The sequence below is a fragment of the Rhodococcus sp. P3_B8 genome (assembly GCF_056402775.1).
This window is the reverse complement of sequence record NZ_JBFUGT010000033.1, coordinates 1-21,216: the sequence shown is the minus strand read 5'-3', so window position 1 is coordinate 21,216 and position 21,216 is coordinate 1. Positions and strand designations below refer to the sequence as shown.

General features: G+C 67.3%; 23 protein-coding genes and 1 pseudogene. 7 read left to right on the top strand and 17 right to left on the bottom strand.

The features are described 5' to 3' along the window. Positions 1-8: 8 nt before the first annotated feature. The 8 genes from AC1D1G_RS14685 to AC1D1G_RS14650 form a co-directional block, all read right to left on the bottom strand. Positions 9-1,265, bottom strand: a complete 1,257-nt coding sequence (locus AC1D1G_RS14685; protein ID WP_477952636.1) for a hypothetical protein — start codon at positions 1,263-1,265, stop codon at positions 9-11. After that, on the bottom strand, positions 1,259-1,837 hold the full coding sequence (locus tag AC1D1G_RS14680; protein WP_280778880.1) for a nuclear transport factor 2 family protein: 579 nt from the start codon (positions 1,835-1,837) through the stop codon (positions 1,259-1,261). The genes AC1D1G_RS14685 and AC1D1G_RS14680 overlap by 7 nt, the downstream gene beginning before the upstream one ends. After that, positions 1,837-2,052, bottom strand: a complete 216-nt coding sequence (locus tag AC1D1G_RS14675; protein WP_005244574.1) for a ferredoxin — start codon at positions 2,050-2,052, stop codon at positions 1,837-1,839. The genes AC1D1G_RS14680 and AC1D1G_RS14675 overlap by 1 nt, the downstream gene beginning before the upstream one ends. After that, complete coding sequence (locus AC1D1G_RS14670) at positions 2,052-3,404, bottom strand: cytochrome P450 (RefSeq protein WP_477952634.1); 1,353 nt, start codon at positions 3,402-3,404, stop codon at positions 2,052-2,054. Before AC1D1G_RS14670 ends, AC1D1G_RS14675 begins: the two co-directional genes overlap by 1 nt. Continuing rightward, entirely contained in the window at positions 3,401-4,186 is a 786-nt protein-coding gene (locus AC1D1G_RS14665) for an SDR family oxidoreductase (RefSeq protein ID WP_477952633.1), read from the bottom strand. The genes AC1D1G_RS14670 and AC1D1G_RS14665 overlap by 4 nt, the downstream gene beginning before the upstream one ends. Then, a complete protein-coding gene (locus AC1D1G_RS14660) occupies positions 4,179-5,405 on the bottom strand; it encodes a cytochrome P450 (RefSeq protein ID WP_280778883.1) in 1,227 nt (408 codons plus the stop codon). The genes AC1D1G_RS14665 and AC1D1G_RS14660 overlap by 8 nt, the downstream gene beginning before the upstream one ends. Before the next feature lie 5 nt (positions 5,406-5,410). Next, positions 5,411-5,971 carry a TetR/AcrR family transcriptional regulator gene (locus AC1D1G_RS14655; RefSeq protein ID WP_317569929.1) on the bottom strand — a complete coding sequence of 187 codons (561 nt, stop codon included), beginning with the start codon at positions 5,969-5,971 and terminating at the stop codon, positions 5,411-5,413. 63 nt (positions 5,972-6,034) lie between these two features. Next, the gene (locus AC1D1G_RS14650) at positions 6,035-7,252 is read right to left on the bottom strand and encodes a cytochrome P450 (RefSeq protein WP_477952632.1); all 1,218 of its coding nucleotides are present in this window, start codon (positions 7,250-7,252) and stop codon (positions 6,035-6,037) included. An 84-nt stretch (positions 7,253-7,336) separates the two neighbouring features. Here AC1D1G_RS14650 and AC1D1G_RS14645 point away from each other — a divergent pair, with 84 nt between their 5' ends. Beyond that, positions 7,337-7,939 carry a TetR/AcrR family transcriptional regulator gene (locus AC1D1G_RS14645; protein WP_477952630.1) on the top strand — a complete coding sequence of 201 codons (603 nt, stop codon included), beginning with the start codon at positions 7,337-7,339 and terminating at the stop codon, positions 7,937-7,939. A gap of 28 nt (positions 7,940-7,967) precedes the next feature. On the opposite strand, the gene AC1D1G_RS14640 is transcribed toward AC1D1G_RS14645, so the two are convergent. From AC1D1G_RS14640 to AC1D1G_RS14630, 3 genes are all read right to left on the bottom strand, one after another. After that, complete coding sequence (locus AC1D1G_RS14640) at positions 7,968-8,378, bottom strand: DUF7144 family membrane protein (protein ID WP_283330533.1); 411 nt, start codon at positions 8,376-8,378, stop codon at positions 7,968-7,970. A gap of 341 nt (positions 8,379-8,719) precedes the next feature. Then, a complete protein-coding gene (locus tag AC1D1G_RS14635) occupies positions 8,720-9,184 on the bottom strand; it encodes a PAS domain-containing protein (protein ID WP_283353002.1) in 465 nt (154 codons plus the stop codon). A gap of 539 nt (positions 9,185-9,723) precedes the next feature. Further along, positions 9,724-10,620 (bottom strand): SDR family NAD(P)-dependent oxidoreductase, encoded by an 897-nt coding sequence (locus AC1D1G_RS14630; RefSeq protein WP_283352986.1) that lies wholly within the window; start codon positions 10,618-10,620, stop codon positions 9,724-9,726. 114 nt (positions 10,621-10,734) lie between these two features. On the opposite strand from AC1D1G_RS14630, the gene AC1D1G_RS14625 reads away from it, so the two are divergent. From AC1D1G_RS14625 to AC1D1G_RS14605, 5 genes are read left to right on the top strand one after another with little or no spacing between them, the layout of a single operon-like run. Further along, positions 10,735-12,204, top strand: a complete 1,470-nt coding sequence (locus tag AC1D1G_RS14625) for an aldehyde dehydrogenase (RefSeq protein ID WP_477952629.1) — start codon at positions 10,735-10,737, stop codon at positions 12,202-12,204. A gap of 41 nt (positions 12,205-12,245) precedes the next feature. Continuing rightward, a complete protein-coding gene (locus tag AC1D1G_RS14620; protein WP_283330530.1) occupies positions 12,246-12,998 on the top strand; it encodes an SDR family oxidoreductase in 753 nt (250 codons plus the stop codon). Then, entirely contained in the window at positions 12,995-13,870 is an 876-nt protein-coding gene (locus AC1D1G_RS14615; protein WP_005563754.1) for an NAD(P)-dependent oxidoreductase, read from the top strand. Before AC1D1G_RS14620 ends, AC1D1G_RS14615 begins: the two co-directional genes overlap by 4 nt. Beyond that, positions 13,867-14,259 (top strand): carboxymuconolactone decarboxylase family protein, encoded by a 393-nt coding sequence (locus tag AC1D1G_RS14610; protein WP_005244588.1) that lies wholly within the window; start codon positions 13,867-13,869, stop codon positions 14,257-14,259. The genes AC1D1G_RS14615 and AC1D1G_RS14610 overlap by 4 nt, the downstream gene beginning before the upstream one ends. Further along, complete coding sequence (locus AC1D1G_RS14605) at positions 14,256-14,918, top strand: class I SAM-dependent methyltransferase (protein ID WP_477952628.1); 663 nt, start codon at positions 14,256-14,258, stop codon at positions 14,916-14,918. Before AC1D1G_RS14610 ends, AC1D1G_RS14605 begins: the two co-directional genes overlap by 4 nt. On the opposite strand, the gene AC1D1G_RS14600 is transcribed toward AC1D1G_RS14605, so the two are convergent. From AC1D1G_RS14600 to AC1D1G_RS14575, 6 genes are all read right to left on the bottom strand, one after another. After that, positions 14,894-15,982, bottom strand: a complete 1,089-nt coding sequence (locus tag AC1D1G_RS14600; RefSeq protein WP_283330527.1) for a prenyltransferase — start codon at positions 15,980-15,982, stop codon at positions 14,894-14,896. The two genes, AC1D1G_RS14605 and AC1D1G_RS14600, sit on opposite strands and share 25 nt — an antisense overlap. Further along, entirely contained in the window at positions 15,979-16,719 is a 741-nt protein-coding gene (locus AC1D1G_RS14595; RefSeq protein ID WP_477952627.1) for a class I SAM-dependent methyltransferase, read from the bottom strand. The genes AC1D1G_RS14600 and AC1D1G_RS14595 overlap by 4 nt, the downstream gene beginning before the upstream one ends. Next, complete coding sequence (locus tag AC1D1G_RS14590; RefSeq protein ID WP_477952626.1) at positions 16,713-17,960, bottom strand: glycosyltransferase family 4 protein; 1,248 nt, start codon at positions 17,958-17,960, stop codon at positions 16,713-16,715. Before AC1D1G_RS14590 ends, AC1D1G_RS14595 begins: the two co-directional genes overlap by 7 nt. 89 nt (positions 17,961-18,049) lie before the next feature. Next, positions 18,050-18,913, bottom strand: coding sequence for an LLM class F420-dependent oxidoreductase (locus AC1D1G_RS14585; protein ID WP_477952625.1), 864 nt, complete (start codon positions 18,911-18,913; stop codon positions 18,050-18,052). Between the two features lie 201 nt (positions 18,914-19,114). After that, entirely contained in the window at positions 19,115-20,029 is a 915-nt protein-coding gene (locus tag AC1D1G_RS14580) for an SDR family oxidoreductase (protein ID WP_477952624.1), read from the bottom strand. After that, the gene (locus AC1D1G_RS14575; RefSeq protein WP_477952623.1) at positions 20,026-20,823 is read right to left on the bottom strand and encodes an SDR family oxidoreductase; all 798 of its coding nucleotides are present in this window, start codon (positions 20,821-20,823) and stop codon (positions 20,026-20,028) included. The genes AC1D1G_RS14580 and AC1D1G_RS14575 overlap by 4 nt, the downstream gene beginning before the upstream one ends. A gap of 114 nt (positions 20,824-20,937) precedes the next feature. Between AC1D1G_RS14575 and echA20 the strand changes: the two are divergent. Beyond that, positions 20,938-21,216: pseudogene (gene echA20 / locus AC1D1G_RS14570) on the top strand ((7aS)-7a-methyl-1,5-dioxo-2,3,5,6,7,7a-hexahydro-1H-indene-carboxyl-CoA hydrolase); the annotation flags it as partial.

The following is a 21,216-nucleotide window of genomic DNA, read 5'->3' as shown; positions in this document are numbered from 1 at the left end:
GTCCTCTCTCAGACGACTGTGAGTGGTAGGGGTATTCCTCGATCGGTGAACGCGAAGTCGGCTCCCGTGCTGAACCGGGTGAGCGCCACCTCGGGTGCCTCCTTGGCGGGCGGCTCTCCGATCACGATCTCCACGGTCAGCGCCGCATCCGTCTCCTCGACCACCTGCACCGCGAACCGCGGCGACACCCCGCGCACGAGCGCAGTCAACGGCCCGAGGTGCTCACCGTCGATCATGGACGGCCACGCCCCGTCCTCCCCGGCTCCGCAGTCCCGGCCGAGGGTCAGCAGCATGCGGTCGCCGAGGGTGATCGTGACGTCCACGTACTGACGGGGATTGAACGCCGGATGCACGGCGAGGACGACGGCGAGACCCTCGAGATCGGCGGGCAGCCCGAGCGCGTTCCGGATCCGTTCCGACGTGWGGCCGGCGATGCCGGTGAGTTGCTTGCGCGCGATGTCGAGTGCGGCTTCGGCATCGGTGCGGGCCCGCACCGCGAGCAGGAAACCGAGGGTCAGCAGGTGCTGCTGCAGGCACACCTCCTCCGAGATCCGGGTCAGAGCCGAATGGGAGAAGTCCGGGAACCGCAGATCGTCGAGGAGCGCGCCCGCGTAGTCGTGCTGTCCCGGCCCGCCGGTGTCGATCGGCGACAACTCGATCGTCGCCGCACGCGACTCCCCCACGGTCACCAGCCCTTCCGGAATCGGAGGTGGCACGTTTGTGTCGTCGATGGTGACCGTCCAGAGGCAGTGCGGTGTCCGGTCCGCCGGCCTGCGGGGCGGACGGTGCACCGGACGCACCTGCGCGTGCGGGTTGGTGGCCAATGCGGTGGCGTCAAACGTCGGGTCCTCGATGTCGTGGCACATCGCCGTGACGTACTCGTCGCCCATCGGTTCGACGTCCATCAACGCCCCGCAGTGATCCAGCCAGAATTCGCCGTGATCGTGATCGGTGACGCGGTACCGGAAGTCCATGAACTGGGGCGGCGCACCGATGTCGAGTTGCAGACCCTTGAAGATCGTCACGACGCCGTCGCCCTCGAATCCCAGCGCGCGTTGCATCCGCCGCGTGTAGAGGGGGCTCGACGCCATCCACTCCTCGATCGCGACCTGCGTCATGCCCTCGCGACCGAACGCCCCGATCAGGTGCGGCATACCGGAGCGGTCGATGAGATGACCGCACAGGAGCAGTTCCGGAACGAGAATCGCGAGATCCTCGCGGGACAGATCGGCGAACGACGACGGAACCTTCACCGTACTCACCACAGCGGGACCGGGGCCTTGCCGACCGGATACCACCCCGGCAGCCGACCGGACGTCGCGCGCTGGATCCGCGCGTTCATGCCGTCGGACATCGCGTTGTTCGTGATCATCTCGAGAAACAGGCTCGAGACGTTGCCGAAGTCGAAGAAGTCACGCTGCCAGGACCATTGGAAGTTACCGCCGTACCGGAACCAGCTGCCGCCGATTCCGGTGACCTGATAGTGCGTGCCGTCGTCGCGGGTGCGTTCGGACACCTGCTTCCAGAATCCGATGACGTCGCCGCTGCGATCGTCGATGACGAACTGCTGGTACGGGTACTCCCAGCCCTCGAGCCCGTCCATTTCCTGGCCGAGCGCCAGGTCGCGGATCTCGTCCCGGCCGACGGCCATGAAGTCGTCCTTCGGCCCGTAGTTCCATCCGTACGTGGCGTCCTCGGTGTACATCTCGGCCAGCGGCTTCCAGTCGCCGAGCGACTCGCACCGCTTGTTCTCGTCCACCCAGCGCTGCACCATCTCGTCGAGCTCCGCACGATCGAACTGCACCGCCGGGCCGATCCTTCGATCGAACTGCACCATCAGCTATCTCCTTCAGAGTCGTCGTCCGCGAGGATCCGCAGGGCCTGGGTCGGGCAGAAACGCACGGCGCTCTCGACTTCGGCGCGCAGGTTCTCGGGTGGGTCGGTGTCGAGGATCTCGACCTTGCCGTGCTTCGGGACGACGAAGACATCGGGTGCCTCCATCTCGCACACGGCATGACCCTGACACAGGTCGAGATCGGCTTCGACTTTCATCACATGCTTCGCTTCCGGTACCTCACGGTGCACGGCTGCTGCAGCTGCACCACCATCTTGCTGTGATCGTTGCGGTACGTCTCGGAGGGTTGCGCCATCTCGAACTCCCAGTCCTGCAGGAGAATCGAGAATATCGCCTTCAACTGCATCAGGGCGAACGCGGCCCCGACGCAGCGGTGCCTGCCGGCGCCGAACGGAATCCACGTCCAGCGGTTGACGATGTCTTCCTGGTTGGGGTCGATGTAGCGTTCGGGATCGAACGTGTCCGGGTTCGGGAAGTCCTCCGCGATGCGGTTGGAGATCGCCGGTGTGGCCGCCACCAGGTCGTTCTCGGCGATCCGGTAGCCCCCGACTTCGAACTCGGCCCGCGCGACGCGCAACAGGATGATCAGCGGCGGGTGCATCCGGAGCGTCTCCTTCAGCACCGCCTCGAGTTTCGGGATCTGCCTGAGTGCCCCGAAGCTGATGTCGGAGCCGTCCGAATAGAGGTCGTCGAGTTCGGCGACCACCTGCTTGGCGTAGTCCGGGTGCCGCAGCAGCTCGATCAGGGTCCAGGCCGCGGTGCCGGACGTGGTGTGGTGCCCGGCGAACATCATCGAGATGAACATGCCGGTGATCTCGTCCGCCGTGAAGCGCTCGTTGCCGTCCTCGTCCTTGATCGAGACGAGCACGTCGAGCATGTCCCGATCCTCCTTGCCCTGAGGAGGGTTCTCGATGCGCCCGTTCATGATCTCCTGGACGAGGGCCACCAACTGCACCCTCGCCTCGTCCCGCCGGCGGAAGCTCTCGATCGGGGCGTAGGCGTCGACGTACGCGATGGGGTCGGTGCCCTGCTCGAGCTCGTGGTACAGGTGCGCGAACCGGCCGTCGAGCTGCTCCCGGAACTTCGTGCCGATCAGGCAGGCCGAGGACGTGTAGATGGTCAGCTCCGCGAAGAATTCGAGGAGGTCGATCTCCCCCTCGTCGCCCCACTGTGCCACCATGCGGTCGACCTCGTGGGCGATCGTCGCGGCGTGCCCCTTCATCTGCTCGCCGCGCAGCGCCTGGTTGTGCAGCATCTCCTTGCGGCGCTCGGGGCTCGCGTCGAAGACGACTCCCTCGCCGAAGATCGGCTTCATGAACGGGTAGGCGGCCTGCTGGTCGAGATCCTCGTCGGTGGAGCGGAAGAAGAATTCGTTGGCCTCGGCGCCGGACAGCAGCACCACCTTCTTGTCGGCGAGCTGGAAGACACCGACGTTGCCGCACTCCTCCCGGACACGGCGCATCAGCGCGATCGGGTCGGTGCGCAGTTCTTCGAGATGTCCGTGCTCGTGTTCACCGCCGGACACACGTTGCGGGGTAGCCGGGTTCATTCTGCATCCTTTCGCAGGGGCGCCTCGGGCTGCACCTCGATCAGCACCATGTGTGCGCCGCGGGGCGCACTGACGGCGGCGACGACGGCGTCCGCGATGACGGAGGCGCGCAGGAAGTACGAGTGCCGGGCGAATCCCCATTTCGCCCAGTCTTCGAGGACGGGTCCGATGACCTCCTCGGTGGTGTTCATCCCCATGGACGTCTGCGTGGGTCCCGGACGCACGACCGACGCCCGGACGCCGGTGCCTTCCAGTTCCATTCGCATCTGCCGGCCCATCATCTCGACGCCGGCCTTCGCGGCGTTGTAGGCGCCCATCCGGGGCCGGGGGGTGTCGGCGCAATCGGATCCGATCAGGACGAAGTCTCCGCGCCTGCGTTCGATCATGCCGGGAAGGAGGCGGTGCGCGAGACGCTGCGCACCGACCAGGTGGACGTTGAGCTGGCCCAGGAACTGGTCGGGGTCCATCTCGTGTGCGACGGAGAACTCCAGGTCGCCGGCCCCCGACAACGCGATCTCGGTGGGGCCGAGCGCTTTCTCCGCCGCGGTGACGAATTCGTCGACGGATGCGGTGTCGGTGACGTCGAGGTAGTGCGCGAACGCTTCTCCGCCGTTGCTGCGGATCTTCTCCGCGATCTCCTCGCATTCGGCCACCCGGCGGGCACCGAGCGCGACGGGGTGACCGGCCTCGGCCAGCGCATAAGCGGTCGCCGTGCCGATTCCCGACGACGCCCCGGCGACGATCGACGGGCGACGCTGCGGGTTGGGCTCGAACCTAGGCATCGCGGACCTGCACTTTCATGGGAAGGGTGGCGAAACCGCGCACGTTGGTCGAGTGGACGCGCACACTGTTCGCCTCGTCGATGTCGTAGTCGTCGATGCGGGAGACGAGTTCGGTGAGTGCGATCCGCGCTTCGAGCCGCGCCATGTGGGCGCCCAGGCAGAAGTGGGTGCCGCCGCCGAAGCTCGCGAGCTTGTTGGACGTGTCCCTGCCGATCCGGTATTCGTCGGCGTTCTCGAACACCGCCGAGTCGCGGTTCGCGGAGCCGATGAGGATCAGCACCTTGTCGCCTGCGGGAATCGTCCGGTCGTGGAAGTCCAGGTCGACGGACGCCGTTCGCGCGACCATCTGACTGGACGTGTCGAAGCGCAGGGTCTCCTCCACCCACTCCGGCACCCGGCTCGCATCCTCGAACACGTGCCTGGCCTCGCCCGGATAGCGAAAACCCCAGTACAGTGCGTTGCCGAGGAGTTTGGTGGTGGTCTCGTTGCCCGCCACCACCATCAGGAACATGAACGCGATGATCTCGTCGTCGGTGAGCCGGTCGCCGTCGATCTCCGCTTCGAGCAGGGCAGACGTGAGGTCCTCGGTCGGCTTCCTGCGGCGCTCGGCCAGCATGTCGGCGTAGTAGCCGACGAGGTAGAGCGACGCCTCCATCGCGGCGTGGGGCACGTCGAGGACGCCCTCCTCGCGGTGCACCACCAGGTCGGCGAGCCGCCGGAGTTCGACGCGGTCGGCCTCCGGAACCCCCATCAGCTCCGAGATCACGTCCATCGGAAGCTTGCCGGCGAACTCGCCGATCCAGTCGAACTCACCCGCCGCGAGCGCCGGGTCGAGGTATTGCCGGGTCAGATCCAGGATCCGCCCCTCGAGTTCGTTCACCCGCCTCGGGGTGAAGCCGCGGGACACCAGCTGCCGCATCCGCATGTGCCGCGGATCGTCCAGCGCGAGAAAGGACATCGTCTTGTGGGCGTGCGGGCCGTAGGCCGCAGGGTCGAGCGACACCCCGTTCGCGCTCGACAGGCGCTGGTTGTCGCGGAACGCCGCGACGACGTCCTCGTGCCGGGACAACGCCCAGAAGTCGAGTTCCTCGTTGTAGTAGAGGGGTGCTTCTTCCCGCAGTCTTCGATACGTGACGTACGGATCTTCGTGGAAGCCATAGTCGTACGGGTTGAACGTCACCGGATTGTGTGACACCCCGGGCATCGAGGCTGCGGTCATGGCATCTACTCCAGAATCAGCTTGGCGGAAGTTTCGAGTCGATCGGCGAATTGGGCGTAGGACCCGTATCCCATTCCGGCGCGGACCAGGCCGCCGGCGTACAGCAGCTCCAGCGCCTCGAGGACGTCGGGATCGTGGCCCTCGCCCAGTGCGGTGGCGAGGCGGTCGCGGATCTCCAGCCCGATGCGGGCGCGGAGGTGTTCCACGTCGGGGTCGCGGCCGAGCAGCGCGTTGGTGACGGCTCCGGCGAGTTCGGGTTCGTCCGCCACCAGGAGAGCGATGTGGCGGAGCACGGCGACCACACGTCCGGTGCGATCGAGTCCCTTGTCCACCGGCTGCGGTGAGGCGGCGAGGCGCCGCCAGAAGACCTCGGCGACGAGGTGCTCCTTGGACGAGAAGTACGTGTAGGCCGTCGCGGGCGCGACCCCGGCGATGCCGGCCACCGAGCGGACCGTGAGTCCCGCGAATCCCTCTTCGCGCAGTACTTCGACTGCCGCTTTGGTGAGGCGGTCGACGGTGTCGGCCTGCTTCTCGGTCAGACGGCGGCGGGTGGACTCGAAATTCATACTACTGGACACGTGTCTGGACGCTACTACAGTTACCGTCGGCTGGCAACGAAAATCGGACTCTCACACGGGACTGCGCGGGTGAATTCGCACGGGCATCGTCTTGATGCCGCTGATGAAATTCGACCGCAGCCGGACGACCGGCCCGGTGGGTTCCACGCGGTCGATCCGCGCGGTGAGGGTCTCGAACAGGATCTTCAATTCGAGCCGCGCCAGGTGGGCGCCGAGGCAGAAGTGCACCCCGCTACCGCCGAACGCGATCTGCGGGTTGGGGCTCCGGCCGATGTCGAACCGATACGGCTCGTCGAAGACGTCCTCGTCCCGGTTGGCGCTCGGGTAGTAGATCACCACCTTGTCGCCGGCCCTGACCAACCGATCGCCGATGTAGGCGTCCCGGGTGGCGGTGCGGCGGAAGTCCATCACCGGGGTCACCCACCGCAGGATCTCCTCCACCGCGCTCGCAGCCAGTTCCGGTTCGGACTGCAGTCGTCGCCACTGGTCGGGATGGTCGATGAAGGCCTGCATCCCACCGGCGGTCGCGTTGCGCGTCGTTTCGTTCCCCGCCACCACGAGCAGGACGAAGAACATGTTGAATTCCATCTCGGTGAGCGTGTCGCCGTTCTCGTCCGGCTGCACGAGCTTGGTGACGATGTCGTCGCGAGGCTCGATGCGGCGTTGCGCCGCAAGCTCGTTGGCGTACAGGAAGATCTCGGCCGCGGCCATCTCRCCGTCCGCCTGGGTGGTGCCGTACTCGGGATCGTCGAAGYCGATCATCCGGTTGGACCAGTCGTAGAGCTTGTCCACGTCCCCGGCGGGCGCACCCAGCAGCGCCGCGATGACCTCGAGCGGCAACGGCGCCGCTGCCTGGGGAACGAAGTCGACGTCGCGTGCGACGAGCAGCCGATCGACGATCCGGGCACAGATGTCACGGATGTGACCCTCGAGCACTTTGACTGTGCGCGGGGTGAATCCGCGGCTGACGAGCTGCCGCAGCCGGGTGTGATCGGGCGGGTCGAGGTTGACGAGCATGGCGGCCTGCTTCGCGCGGGTCTGCTCGTCGAAATCGTCGATCTGAGTGGTGCCCACCGCCGACGAGAACGTCGCGCTGTCGCGGGACACGGCGACGACGTCGGCATGCTTCGTCACCGCCCAGAACCCGGTGCCGTTCTCCTCGGGCTGCCAATAGACGGGTTCGCTCGCCCGCAGGTGGTCGAAGAACGCGTAGGGGACCCCTTCCGCGTAGACGTCGGGGGATTTGAGATCAATCCGAGACGCGGTCATACACTGCTCCTCGATCGATAAACGAATGGGATGCGTCTTAAACTACACACTTTCATTTGTAATGGAAGCCCTTATGCTGGGCCCATGGTGAAAGGGCAGAACGGACCGATCCGACGTCGCACACTCACGCGAGACAAGGTCGTGGATGCCGCGATCGAGATCATCGACGAACTCGGCTGGGAGTCACTGTCGATGACGAGTCTGTCCGCCCGGCTGAACGTCGTCACCGCGTCGCTCTACAACCACGTCCGCAACCTCGACGACATCCGCGGTGCGGTTCAGGTGCGCACCATGGCGGAGCTGGGTGCTCACCTGCGCGAGATCGCGATGGGGCGAAGCGGTCCCGACGGCCTCCGCGCGCTCGTCGACGCGCACCGCGTCTGGGCGACCGAGCATCCGCATCGGTATCAGACGCTGACCACCAGCCCGGTGGACCGGGACGCTTTCATCTCCGCCGCACTGGACGCCAACACGGCGCTGCGCACGATGCTGGCATCGTGCGGACTGCCGCCCGAGGACACCCTCGACGCGGCCGTGAGCATCTTCGCCGCCATGCACGGTTTCGTCATGCTCGTGAACACCGACTTCCTCGGCGACGAGCTGGACCTGGACTCGATCTACGAATCCGTGCTGCGGGGAGCACTGTCCAGCGTCGGGTGGCCGGAGCGAACGCACACCCCGTCCTGAAAGGCCACCACCCCTATTGTTGCCGTTCTCAGGCCCAGGCGTCAGAAGGGTTCGGCCGCCACGCCGAGATCGCCCAGATCACCACCACGTCGAGCGCGATGATGAGCACCGACCACCACGGGTAGTGCGGCAGCCATAGGAAATTGGCCACGATCGAGATCGCGGCGATCACGATCGCCGACACCCGGGCCCACGCGGCGCCGGTGAACAACGCGAGGCCGGTCACCGCGACCAACGCACCCAGCACGAGATGGATCCAGCCCCAGACCGTGAAGTCGAACTTGTAGAGGTACTCCACCCCCACCACGAACTCCTCGTTCTCATAGACCGCGGCGAGCCCTTGGAAGAACTGCAGGAGTCCGACGGTGACCATGATGACCGCTGCACCCATCGCGGTCCCCGCCGCGACGCCCTGTTTGACCGACGAACCTTCGGACATGACGCCCCTTCCTCGCCGCAACCCACTGCCGGGTGCATTCATTGTCCGCCGATCCGATGTGCGTTCGCGTCGAAACCGCGGGGTTTCCGACCCACCTGGAATCGGATTGCTCCGGCCGAGGAGGCCACCCGACACAGCCGGCGAGACCGTTCGGTTGCCGCGAATCCCTCGCGCGCCCCGGCCGCTCCGCTCGGTCCACAACTGCGCACCGAAAGTAAACGAACCGAATCGAGGCGATGTTCGCCAATTCCGGCTCGGACGGCACCGACTCGGAGTCGCCGCCCACCTGAACTGGCCACGCATGCTCACCCTCGGTACTGCGAGGAAACCGGGCGACGACATCACTCGAATTCGGGGGCCCGCCCACCGCCCCACAACTGCTCTGTGAGGTCCTGGAAGCACACGAACGTGACGGGGTCATCCTTCCTGCGCAACACCGACCTGCTCACCGCTGCACGCACAACGAAGCCTTCACGATGGGCGAGTTCGATTACCTTTCCCGCACAGTCCCGCAGCAACGCCACCGATGCGGGGCCGCCCGGCGACGACGCCGGAACGACCACGTCCGCGACCGAGCACCCGGCGAACCAGTGCTCGGGATACCCCAGCATCCGCTCGAGTGCCGGGTTGGCATGCACAATCACCCCCTCTTCATCGACAGCGAGGGCGGGAACCGGAAGCCGCTCGAGCAACCTCAGCGCCGGAAGCTGCTCCAAATAGCCCAGCGCGGTGTTCGGGTCCGACCGCCGCCTGTCCCTACCCGGCCCTGCCGACGCCCACCTCCGTCTCACCCAGCGGACCAACACATCGAACCGTGCCAGACCGAACAGTGGAGGCAACGTCGATCGTCGGCCAGATCGTCGAATTATTGTTGCCCGCGATCGTCCGTCACCAGCACATTCACCGGGAGGACTCTGTCGAACAATTTTGGTGCAAAACAACATACATTCTCTCCGTGCGTAATTCCGACACAAAGTGCTCGGTTATCCGCGGGCCTCTGCGTCAGCTTCATTGGGCCGCTTTCGCCCAGGCACAAGTCGATTCCACGAGCCGCTATCCGCCGCCAGGGCGAAGTGATTACCGAAAATCATTGCGCTCGTGTTATTTTCGACCTTGATTCGTACGCGGTGTCGCCCGCCGCGTACGGCGGGACGATTTCACTCGCCCGTGCGGGACGCGGGTTCTGCCGATGTAGGCGTCGAGTTCCCGCGGCGTGATGCATTCCATAGTAGCGGCACGGGGTCCGAAAGACTTATCGCTACGGGACGTAGGGCTGATCTTTCCGGGACACGTCGCCGGCCGCCTACGACGAAGTCGTCGCCCATGTGATGCCGGACAATTCAGATCACCGCTCACCGTGAGCGGAACCCACCAACTCCGCCAGCTCGTCGAGCGACCACGGCGGCTCGGTCTCGTGGTCGCGGTAGGCCAGGACCGTCGGAGCCGGCCGGTCGAATCTGCCGACGAAGCCCCCTGATCCGGCGAAGATCCCGCCGGTGATGCCGGCGGCGAGATCGCTGGCCAGGAACGCGTACAGCTGAGCGACGTAGTCGGCGGGTGCCGGATGCAGCGAGCCGTAGCGCGTTGCGTCGTCGAGCATCCCCCGCCCGTGCAGTTCCTCGATGTGCTGCTCGTACTCCGCCCCCACGGACAGGCGGGTCCTGGCACCCGGGCACACGACGTTGGCGCGGACGCCGGACTCGGCCAGTTCGGCCGCGATCGCGAGGGTCAGGCTGTTGACCGCCCCCTTGCCGGCGGGATATCCGGTTCCGCCGTAGTCGCCGAGGAACGCAAACGAACTCGTGTTCACGATCGCTCCGCGCCCCCGTTCGGCCATCAGAGGCGCCACGGCCCGGCACGTGCGGAACGTCGCCGTCAGGTGCGCATCGACGAGTTCGCCCCACTGCTCGTCGGTGACGGTGAGGATGGACGACCCGGCAGGCTCCGCGACGCCGGCGCAGTTGATCAGGACGTCCACCTGGCCGAACGCGCATTCCGCTGCGTCGACCAGCGCCTCCGCGACGCCGTCGGCGGCGGCCGAACCAGCCACCGCTATCGCCCGGCCACCGCCGAGCACGATCTCGCCGGCCACCTTCTCCGCCGCATCGGGATCACGGCCGTTGACCACCACGCCGGCCCCCTCGGCCGCGAGCGCGTGCGCGACGGCCCGGCCGATCCCCCGGCTCGAGCCGGTGACGACGGCGCCTCGCCCGTCCAGCCGTCTCTCCTCGCGTGAATTCATCGCACCTCCGTCGAACTCGTCATTGCGGCATCCAGTTGTTCAAACTATAGTCCAGACACATGTCCAGTTTTCGGAGATCGCTGTGACACTCACCCGATTCGGAAGCGAAAATCCATGACTCTGCGCCCCACCGACAGCTCTGCTCTCCTGATCGACGGCGAACTGATTCCCGGTTCCGGCGGCACGTTCGAGGTGATCAACCCGGCCACCGAGGAGGTACTCGGGAGGGCCGCCGACGCCACCGCGTCCGACATGGACGCCGCGATCGTCGCGGCCCGGCGAGCCTTCGACGACACCACGTGGTCCCGCGACCACGCCTTCCGCGCCCGCTGCCTGCGACAGCTGCGCGACGTACTGCAGTCCCACGTCGAGGAACTACGCGACATCACCATCGCCGAGGTCGGCGCCCCCGCCTTCCTCACCAGCGGACCGCAACTCGAAGGCCCGGTCGCCGACCTCGGATATTTTGCAGACCTCGCCGAAAGCTATTCCTGGGAACAGGATCTGGGCATCGCCGAGCCGATGGGCATCAAGACCCGCCGACGCGTCCTCAAGGAGGCCGTCGGCGTGGTCGGGGCCATCACGCCGTGGAACTTCCCGCACCAGATCAACTTCGCCAAGATCGGCCCCGCACTCGCGGCCGGCAACACGGTGGTCCTCAAACCCGCGCCCGACACTCCCTGGTGCGCCGCCCTCGTCGGGCACCTGATCGCCGAGGAGACCGACCTCCCGGCCGGCGTGGTCAACATCGTCACGTCGAGCGACCATTCCCTCGGCGCTCAGCTCTCCACCGACCCCCGCGTCGACCTCGTGTCGTTCACCGGTTCGACCGCCACGGGCAAGGCCGTCATGGCGGCGGCGTCCGAGTCGCTGAAGAAGGTCTTCCTCGAACTCGGCGGCAAATCGGCGTTCATCGTGCTCGACGACGCCGACCTCGCGGGTGCGTGCGGGGTCGCCGCGTTCACAGTGTCCACCCACGCGGGGCAGGGCTGCGCCATCACCACCCGGCTGCTCGTTCCCCGCGACAAGTACGACGAGGCGGTCGAGGCCACGGCCCGGACCCTGGGCGGATTGCAGGCGGGCGATCCCAGGAAGCCCGGCACCATCTGCGGTCCCCTCATCTCCGCGCGGCAACGCGCCCGCGTCGAGGACTACCTGCGGCTCGCGCGGGAGGAAGGCGGCACGATCGTGGTCGGTGGCGGCCGACCGGCCGATCAGGACCGTGGATTCTTCGTCGAACCCACCCTGATCACCGGCCTCGACAACACCGCCCGGGTGGCTCGGGAAGAGATCTTCGGACCCGTGCTGGTGATCATTCCCCACGACGGCGACGAGGACGCGATCAGCATCGCCAACGACTCGCCGTACGGGCTGTCCGGGTCGGTGTGGGGCACGGACCCCGCACGCGTGAAGCGAGTGGTCGACGGCGTGCGCACCGGAACACTCAGCGTCAACGGCGGCGTCTGGTATTCCGCCGACGCCCCGTTCGGCGGTTACAAGCAGTCCGGAATCGGCCGCGAGATGGGTGTGGCCGGATTCGAGGAATACCTGGAAACCAAGCTGGTCGCGGAACCGGCCCAATAGTACGCCGGCGAGCCGGCCCGACAACACAGGAGTCAATCGATATGGGACGTTTCGACGGGAAGACCGCCATCGTCACCGGCGCCGCGCAGGGCATCGGCGAGGGCTACGCGCGCGCCCTCGCCCGCGAGGGCGCGAACGTGGTGGTGGCCGATCTCAATGCGGAGCTCGGCCAGACGGTGGCCAAGCAGATCAGCGCGGACGGCGGGACTGCGGTGTTCAAGGACGTCGACGTCGCCGAAGAGGACTCGGCGAAGCAACTCGCCGAGTTCACGGTCGAGAAGTTCGGCGGCATCGACCATCTCGTGAACAACGCCGCGATCTACGGCGGCATGAAGCTCGATCTCCTCATCACCGTGCCGTGGGACTACTACAAGAAGTTCATGGCCGTGAACTTCGACGGCGCCCTCAACGTGACCCGCGCGGTGTGGCCGCACATGAACAGCGGCGGTGGCGGGTCGATCGTCAACCAGTCGTCCACGGCTGCTTGGCTGTACTCGGGTTTCTACGGACTCGCGAAGGTCGGGATCAACGGCCTCACCCAGCAACTCGCCCACGAGGTGGGTGGCATGAACATCCGGGTCAACGCCATCGCGCCCGGACCGATCGACACCGAAGCCACCCGCACCGTCACGCCGGGAAATATGGTGGCAGACATGGTCAAGACGTTGCCGCTGAAGCGGATGGGCACCCCCGACGACCTCGTCGGCGCCTGCCTGTTCCTGCTCTCCGACGAGGCGAGCTGGATCACCGGGCAGATCTTCAACGTCGACGGCGGACAGATTTTTCGATCATGACCACGACCGAGCAGGTATCCGTCGGCTACATCGGCCTCGGCAACATGGGTGCGCCCATGGCCAAGCGGCTGCTGGACCGCCCCGGCGGGCTCATCGTGTGCGACACCCGGCCGGAGGCACTGGAACCGTTCGGCAAGGCGGGCGCGAAGGTGACGTCGAGTCCGCGGGAGGTGGCGGAGAACGCGGACGTCATCTCCGTGACCGTGCTGAACGACGAGCAGGTGCGCGCGGTCGTCACACAGCTCCTCGACACCGCGCGGCCGGGCACCGTCGTGGCAGTGCATTCCACCATCAGCGACGTCACCGCCGTCGAACTCGCCGACCGTTGCCGTGCGCACGGCGTCGACCTGATCGACGCGCCCGTGAGTGGCGGCGCACCCGGCGCCCACAAGGGGAAGCTCGCAGTGATGGTCGGGGCGAGCGACGACGCGTTCGAGAAAGTGCGGGAGCCGTTCGGGCACTGGGCCGAACTCGTCGTGCACGCCGGAGACGTGGGCGCGGGAACGCGGATGAAGCTGGCCCGCAACCTGCTGCACTTCGTCTCGTTCACGGCCGCCGCCGAGGCGCAGCGGCTCGCCGAGGCCGCCGGTCTCGACATCACCGAACTCGGGAAGGTCGTCCGGCACACCGACGCGATCACCGGTGGCGCCGGAGCGATCATGCTCCGCGACACCACCGACGCGCTCGACGAGACCGACAACTGGTACCCGATCATGACCCACGTCCGCGATCTCGGGGAGAAGGACCTGTCGCTGGCGATCGGGCTCGGCGAACGACTCGACGTCGCGCTGCCGCTCGCCCGGCTCGCGCTCACGGGCCTGGGTCCTGGACTCGGCGTCGACAGCACCGTGGACAAGAAGGAGCAACCATGACCGACGACACCCGCACCCGTGGCCTGGCCATGATGGAGAAGGTCTACGGATTCGAGATGCAGGACGGGCCCGGCGCGCATTTCGCCGTCACCGCCGACCACCTGTTCGCCGACATCTGGTCGCGGCCCGGGCTGAGCATCCGCGACCGCCGGCTTCTCCTCCTCGGTGCGCTCACCGCGCAGGGGCTCGTCGACGTCGCCGAGATCCAGGTGGGGGCGGCCCTGCACAACGAGGAACTGGACGAGGACCAACTCCGGGAGATCGCACTGTTCCTGTGCCACTACGTGGGCTGGCCGTTGGGGACGAAACTCGACTCGATGATCGGCGGGGTGCTACACAAGCGGAAGAAAGCGGCCAGAGCGGCCGCCCCGGACGCAGAGGCCACATGAGCACCGAATACCTGACACCAGAGCTTCTCCGACTCGCCGACTCCACGCCCGGATTCATGCCGGAGGACGAGGGGACGGCCCTGCACGAGGCCGCGATGCAGTACCTGTCTCCCGGCGGGGTGGGCGTCGAGATCGGCACGTACTGCGGCCGTTCGACGATCTATCTCGGGGCGGCGGCAAAGGCGCGGGCCGCCCGCATCGTCACGATCGATCACCATCACGGTTCCGAGGAGCATCAGCCCGGCTGGGAATATCACGAACCGGCGTTCGTCGACCCGCATACCGGCCTGCTCGACACGGTCGGCCGGTTCCGGCACACGATGGCCGATTCCGGGCTCGAGGACTACGTCGTGGGTGTGCTGGGCCGGTCGTCGACGGTGGCGACGTTCTGGCGCACTCCCGTGAACTTCGTGTTCATCGACGGCGGCCACACGTCGGAGGCGGCGTCGGCGGATCTCGAGGGGTGGGTGCCGTGGGTGAACGTCGGCGGCGCCCTGGTGATCCACGACGTGTTCCCGGACCCGGCGGACGGCGGGCGACCGCCGTTCGAGATCTACGAACGGGCGCTGGGGACAGGGCAATTCAAGGAGACATCGGTCACCGGGTCGCTGCGCGTTCTCGAGCGGGTGGGCGGTCAGACAGGCGAACCGCTGGCGTGACAGTAGTCGCCGCAGCGGTCGAGGCCGATCGGTAGTCCCACGGGCAGCGCCGCGTCCCGGAAGATCCCGTGTCCGGGCGTGGTGCGGGACAACGCGTCCGCGGCGAGGATCATCGCCCCGCCCGTCCACGTGGTCTGCTCGACCGGCCACCGCTTGCCGTCGCTGTAGACGAGCCCCGTCCAGTACGAGCCGTCCGGATCCCGCAGGTGCTGCATGGCGGTGAACTGCGCGAGCGCGCGGCTGTGTTCCCCCATCGCGTCGAGCGCCAGCACCAGTTCACACGTTTCGGCGCCGGTCACCCACGGCCGGTGGTCCACGCAGCGGATGCCGAGCCCCTCGACCACGAAGTCGTCCCACCGCGACGCGATGCGGTCCGACGCGACCTCACCGCGGACTGCACCCCCGAGGATCGGGTAGTACCAGTCCATCGAGTATTCGTCCTTGATCGCGAACGACTCCGGGTGCTGCCTGATCGCGTGACCCAGGGTGTATTTCGCGAACTCCCATTCCGGCTGCGGGTCGTCGACCAGCCGCGCGAGGAGCAGCCCGCAGTGCAGGCTGTGGTGAATGCTGGAGTTCCCGGTCAGCAGCGCCTCGGGGCAGTCCTGTCCGTTCTCGCCGCGGGCCCACCAGATTTCGCCGCTCGACGACTGCATGTCGACGACGAAATCGAGACCGCCCTGCACGGACGGCCACAGGGCGTCGACGAAATTCCGGTCACCGGTGACGAGGTAGTGGTGCCACACCCCCACCGCGAGGTAGGCGCAGAAGTTGCTGTCGGAATCGTGATTCTCCACGGCCCCGTCGCGGAACTTCATCGGCCACGAACCGTCCGGTCGTTGCGTGCGCCGCGACCACTCGTACGCGCCCTCCGCCTCGTCGGTCAGGCCGGCGACGGTGAGTGCCATGGCGGATTCGACGTGATCCCACGGGTCGGTGTGCCCACCGGGAAACCACGGCAGCGCCCCCGACGACTCCTGCGCTGCCGCGATCGACCGTGCCGTCTGCCTGACCTGGCTCTCCGACAACACGTTCGGTACCGACGGGACGCCGGCGGCTCTCACCGCGGCGCCTTCACCACGCTCGGTACCCTCGGCTTCTCGAGGTAGAACACGACGCTCTTGCCGACCACGGGGTTGAGGACCTTCTCCGCGGTGCGCGTGAGCCAGGGGGCTTTCATCATGTCCCACACCAGAACCTGGTGATACGCCTTCGCGAGGGGGTTGTCGTTGTTCTCCACCCCCACCGCGCACTTGAGCCACCAGTACGGTGAATGCAGGGCGTGGGCGTGATCCCGTCCCCGGACCTGCAGGCCGGCGGCCGTCAGCTTCTCCGCCAGCTCGTCGGCGCGATAGATGCGGACGTGGCCACCCTCCACCTCGTGGTACGCGTCGGACAGCGCCCAGCAGATCTTCTCCGGCAGCCACCGCGGAACCGTCACCGCCGCAACACCACCCGGCTTGAGAATGCGGGCCAGCTCGGCGATGGCCCGGCCGTCGCGGGGCACGTGTTCGAGGACCTCGGAGATTAGGACCACGTCGAACGTCGCATCCTCGTACGGCAGGTTCAGCGCGTCGCCGACCTCCACCCGAGCCGCGGCTCCCGCCGGGACCTCACCGACCTCGGCCATCGCCACGAACATCTTCTCGACGTCCGCGAGTTCGTCGGCGTTCTGGTCGAAGGCGATGACGTCGGCGCCGCGTCGATACAGCTCGAACGAGTGCCGCCCGGCGCCCGCCCCGATGTCGATCACCTTGTCGCCGGGCTTCACACCCAGCCGGTCGAAGTCCACGGTCAGCACGGTCGGCCTCCTTGACGGGTCTGCGCTATCGCATCGGCATAGGTCTGCGCGGTTTTCGCGGCCACGGCGGCCCAGCTGTAGCGCTCGAGCACGCGTCGACGGCCACCGTCACCGAGCCGGGCCCGGCGCTGCGGATCATCGAGTAACGCGCCCAGCACGTCCGCGAGTTCCTGGGGGTCGCCGGGCGTCACGAGCACACACGCCTCCTCGTCCGTTCCCACCACCTCGGGAATGGCGCCGGCGCGGCTCGCCACCAACGGGGTGCCGCACGCCATCGCCTCGACGGCGGGCAGCGAGAAGCCCTCGTACAGCGACGGGACGCACGCGACGTCGGCCGACGCCAGCAGCGACGCCAGTTCGGCGTCGTCGATACCCGACACCGTCCGGACGACGTCGCCGATGGCCAGCTCCTCGATGAGCTTCTCCGTCACTCCCCCGGGCGCGAGCTTGGTGACCAGCACCAGTTCGACGGCGCGCTCGGTGTGCACCTTCGCGACCGCCTCGAGGAGCGTCGACACCCCCTTGAGGGGCATGTCGGCGCTGGCGACGCACACGACGCGGCCCGGAACCCGTGCGGCGGCCGGGGGTCGGAAGACCTCGGTGTCCACACCCAGCGGGATGGTCTGCAGGTTGCCGGCGGGTACGTCGAAGGCCGCGCTGATGTCGTCGGCGGAGGACTGCGACACCGTCAGCAGCGTGGGGATGGCACCCGCCACCCGCTTCTGCATCCGCAGAAATCCGTACCAGCGCCGGACCGTCACCTGGCGCCACCACTTCGCCGACGCCAGGTCCAGCTCGCGGTCGCGGGTGATCGGATGATGGATGGTGGCGACGACGGGGAGTCCGGCCTTCTGGAGTTGCAGCAGCCCGTAGCCGAGGCACTGGTTGTCGTGCACCACGTCGAACTCGTCGGCGCGCTCCTTCAGCAGTCGCGCAGCGCGGAGGCTGAACGTGAGCGGCTCCGGGAACCCGGCCGTCCACATGGTCGCGACCTCGAGCACGTCGACGGCGTCGCGGAACTCGCGCGGGTGCGGCGTTCTGAACGGATCCGGCTCGCGATACAGGTCGAGGCTGGGGACCTTCGTCAGCGTCACCCGCGGGTCGACGTCCGGGTACGGCTGCCCCGAGAACACCTCGACCTGATGGCCGAGTTCGACCAGCTCACGGCTGAGATGGCGTACGTACACACCCTGCCCACCACAGTGGGGCTTGCTTCGATACGACAAGAGTGCGATGCGCACGGACTTCGGCCTCTCCTCGAGCAGTTGGCAAGCAATACTAGAACACGTTCCTACTCGGGTGTGCCCTCATCCCATCCAACCGCACTCACTCACCCCACCGCGGTCGACTCGCGCAATCCCTCGAGTTTTCCGGCCAGGCGCCCCAAGTACGCCAGGACGTCTTCCTCGCTCCGGTCGGGCAGTCCGTACACGACCTCGGTGACGCCGAGGTCCTTCCACCGCCGCAGTTTGTCCATGTCCGGCTTGCCGTCGAGCACGACGATCCGCGGTTCGCCGTCCCGGCCGGCCTCCCGCCACATCCGCTGTAGCGTGGCGACGCGGTCGTCGATGTCCTGCTCGATCGGAGTGGTCATCCACCCGTCGGCCGATTTCACGATCCATCGGAAGTTCTTGTCGTTGCCGGCGGCGCCGACGATCACCGGAGGCACCCGGGACGGCTTGGGCCACGCCCAGCTCGGACCGAAGCTCACGAACTCGCCGTCGTAGGACGCCTCGTCCTGCGTCCACAGCGCACGCATCGCCTCGAGGTACTCGCGCAGCATCGTCCGGCGTCGTCCGGGCGGAACGTTGTGATCGGTGAGCTCGTCGAGATTCCACCCGTACCCCACGCCGAGGATGACCCGTCCGCCGCTGAGGTGGTCGAGGGAGGCGATCGACTTGGCCAGCGTGATCGGGTCGTGCTCGACCGGCAGCGCCACCGACGTCCCCAGTTCGATCCGCTCCGTGACCGCCGACGCCGACGCCAGCGCCACCCACGGGTCGAGGGTGCGCATGTAGCGGTCGTCGGGCAGCGACGCGTCGCCTGTCTGAGGATGCGCCGCATCGCGTTTCACCGGAATGTGCGTGTGCTCGGGCACGTAGAACGAGTCGAATCCGTTTGCCTCTGCACCCCTCGCAGCCGAGGCCGGCCCGATCCCGCGGTCACTCGTAAACAACGTAATGCCGAATTTCACGAATTCTCCTTGGCCGTGAGCCTTTTCCTTCTTGCACACTAACTTCTGGACACCTGTTTATCAATGTGTCCAAACAACTCTCCAGTTCTCCACGCAGCCGGACGAACGGGACGCTCGTTCGACCTGAGGCGACGGGCGTCCCGTTCGTCCGGTGCAGGTGAGTGGCAATGCGTGCCCCAGCACACTTCGCCACTCACCTGCTCAGGCGCCGTAGACCGGGAGCGGGGTTTCGGCCTTGGCGAGGAGGTCGGCGACGACGGGYCCGATCTCCTTCGGTTCCCAGCGCGCACCCTTGTCCTGGGTGGGGCCGTGCCGCCAGCCCTCGGCGACGGTGATCTTGCCTCCCTCCACCTCGAACACGCGTCCGGTGACGTCCTTCGACTCCGTGCTGCCCAGCCACACGACGAGCGGGGAGATGTTCTCCGGCGCCATCGCGTCGAACCCCTCCTCGGGCGCGGCCATCGCCTCCGCCATCGCGCCRCCCGCGCCGACSGTCATCCGGGTGCGTGCGGCCGGGGCGATCGCGTTGACGGTGACACCGTAGTTGTTCAGTTCCGCGGCCGCCTGAATGGTCATCTCCGCGATCCCCGCCTTCGCGGCGGCGTAATTGCCCTGCCCGATCGAACCCTGCAGTCCGGCACCGGAACTGGTGTTGACGATCCGGGCGTCGACCGGGTTGCCCGCCTTCGCCTCGGCCCGCCAGTACGCGGCGGCGTGGCGCAGCGTCGCGAAATGCCCCTTCAGATGCACACGCACGACGGCGTCCCACTCCTGCTCRCTCATCCCGACGAGCATGCGGTCGCGCAGGAACCCGGCATTGTTCACCAGCACGTCCAGGCGCCCGTACGTGCCGATGGCGGTGTTGATCAGGTTCTCGGCGCCGGCCCAGTCCGCGACGTCGTCACCGTTGACGACGGCCTCGCCGCCCGCGGCGACGATCTCCGCGACCACCCGTTCGGCCGGACTCTCCCCGGTGGCGGAACCGTCGAYRCCSGCKCCGATGTCGTTGACCACCACCTTGGCGCCCTCGGCGGCGAACGCCAGCGCRTGGGCGCGTCCGATTCCGCGYCCGGCGCCCGTCACGATGACGACSCGACCGTCGACCACTCCACTCATGCCTTCTCCTCTGTAGATGCTGTCGCTGTAGATGCTGTCGCTGCCGCCAGGAAGGCGGGACGTTCTCCGCCGCCGTGGACGGTCAGTGTCGAACCGCTGACGTACGCCGCCAGCGGTGAAGCCAGGAACACCGCGCAGTTGCCGATGTCCTCGGGGCAGGCCATCCGGCCCAGCGGGACCGTGTCCCCGACCGCCGCGATCCCCGCCTCGTCGCCGTAGTGCAGATGCGCGAGTTCGGTGCGGACCAGGCCGACGACCACCGAGTTGACCCGCACCTTGGGCGCCCACTCGACCGCGAGACTGCCGGTGAGACTGTCGACCCCCGCCTTCGCCGCACCGTAYGCCGCGGTCCCGGGCGACGGTCGCGAGCCGCTGACGCTGGAGATGTTCACGATCGCACCACCSGARTCCTGYTTCTGCATCACCGCATTCGCGACCTGCGACACCAGCAGCGGGGCGAGCAGATTCAGCTCGACGATCTTGGAGTGGAACTTCGGACTCGCCTCCGCSGCGAGCGCGAACGGTGCGCCGCCGGCATTGTTGACCAGGACATCGAGCCGGCCGTGCCGCTCGACGATCCGRTCGACGAGACCCTGCACCTGCCCCGGATCACGGATGTCGCACGGCAGGAATTCGACCRCCCGGCCGTCCACCTCCACCGGCGCCTCCCCCGGCCGGCGGGCGCAGGCCACCACCGTCGCACCCGCCCGCAGGAACGTGCGGCTGATGCCGGCGCCCACCCCGCGAACACCGCCGGTCACGAGCACGATCGCCCCGTTCAGACCTGAATCCACGAATACCTCCGCTGTTGCATGTTCTCGCAGGCCCAGCTCAGAGCTGTCCGGCCCGCACATGTGCTAACTTACCAAGCAATCGCTTGGTTCGGTATAAGACGTTAGGAACATGCCATGGGCATCACCTCCACCACCGACGGAGACGGCATCACCACGGTCACCGTCGACTACCCGCCCGTGAACGCCATCCCGTCCCGGGGCTGGTTCGAGTTGGCCGACGCCGTACTCGACGCGGGCCGGAATCCGGACACCCACGTGGTGATCCTGCGAGCGGAGGGACGCGGGTTCAACGCCGGCGTCGACATCAAGGAAATGCAGGCCACCGACGGTTACGGCGCGCTGGTCGACGCCAACCGGGGCTGCGCGGCCGCGTTCGCCGCCGTCTACGACTGC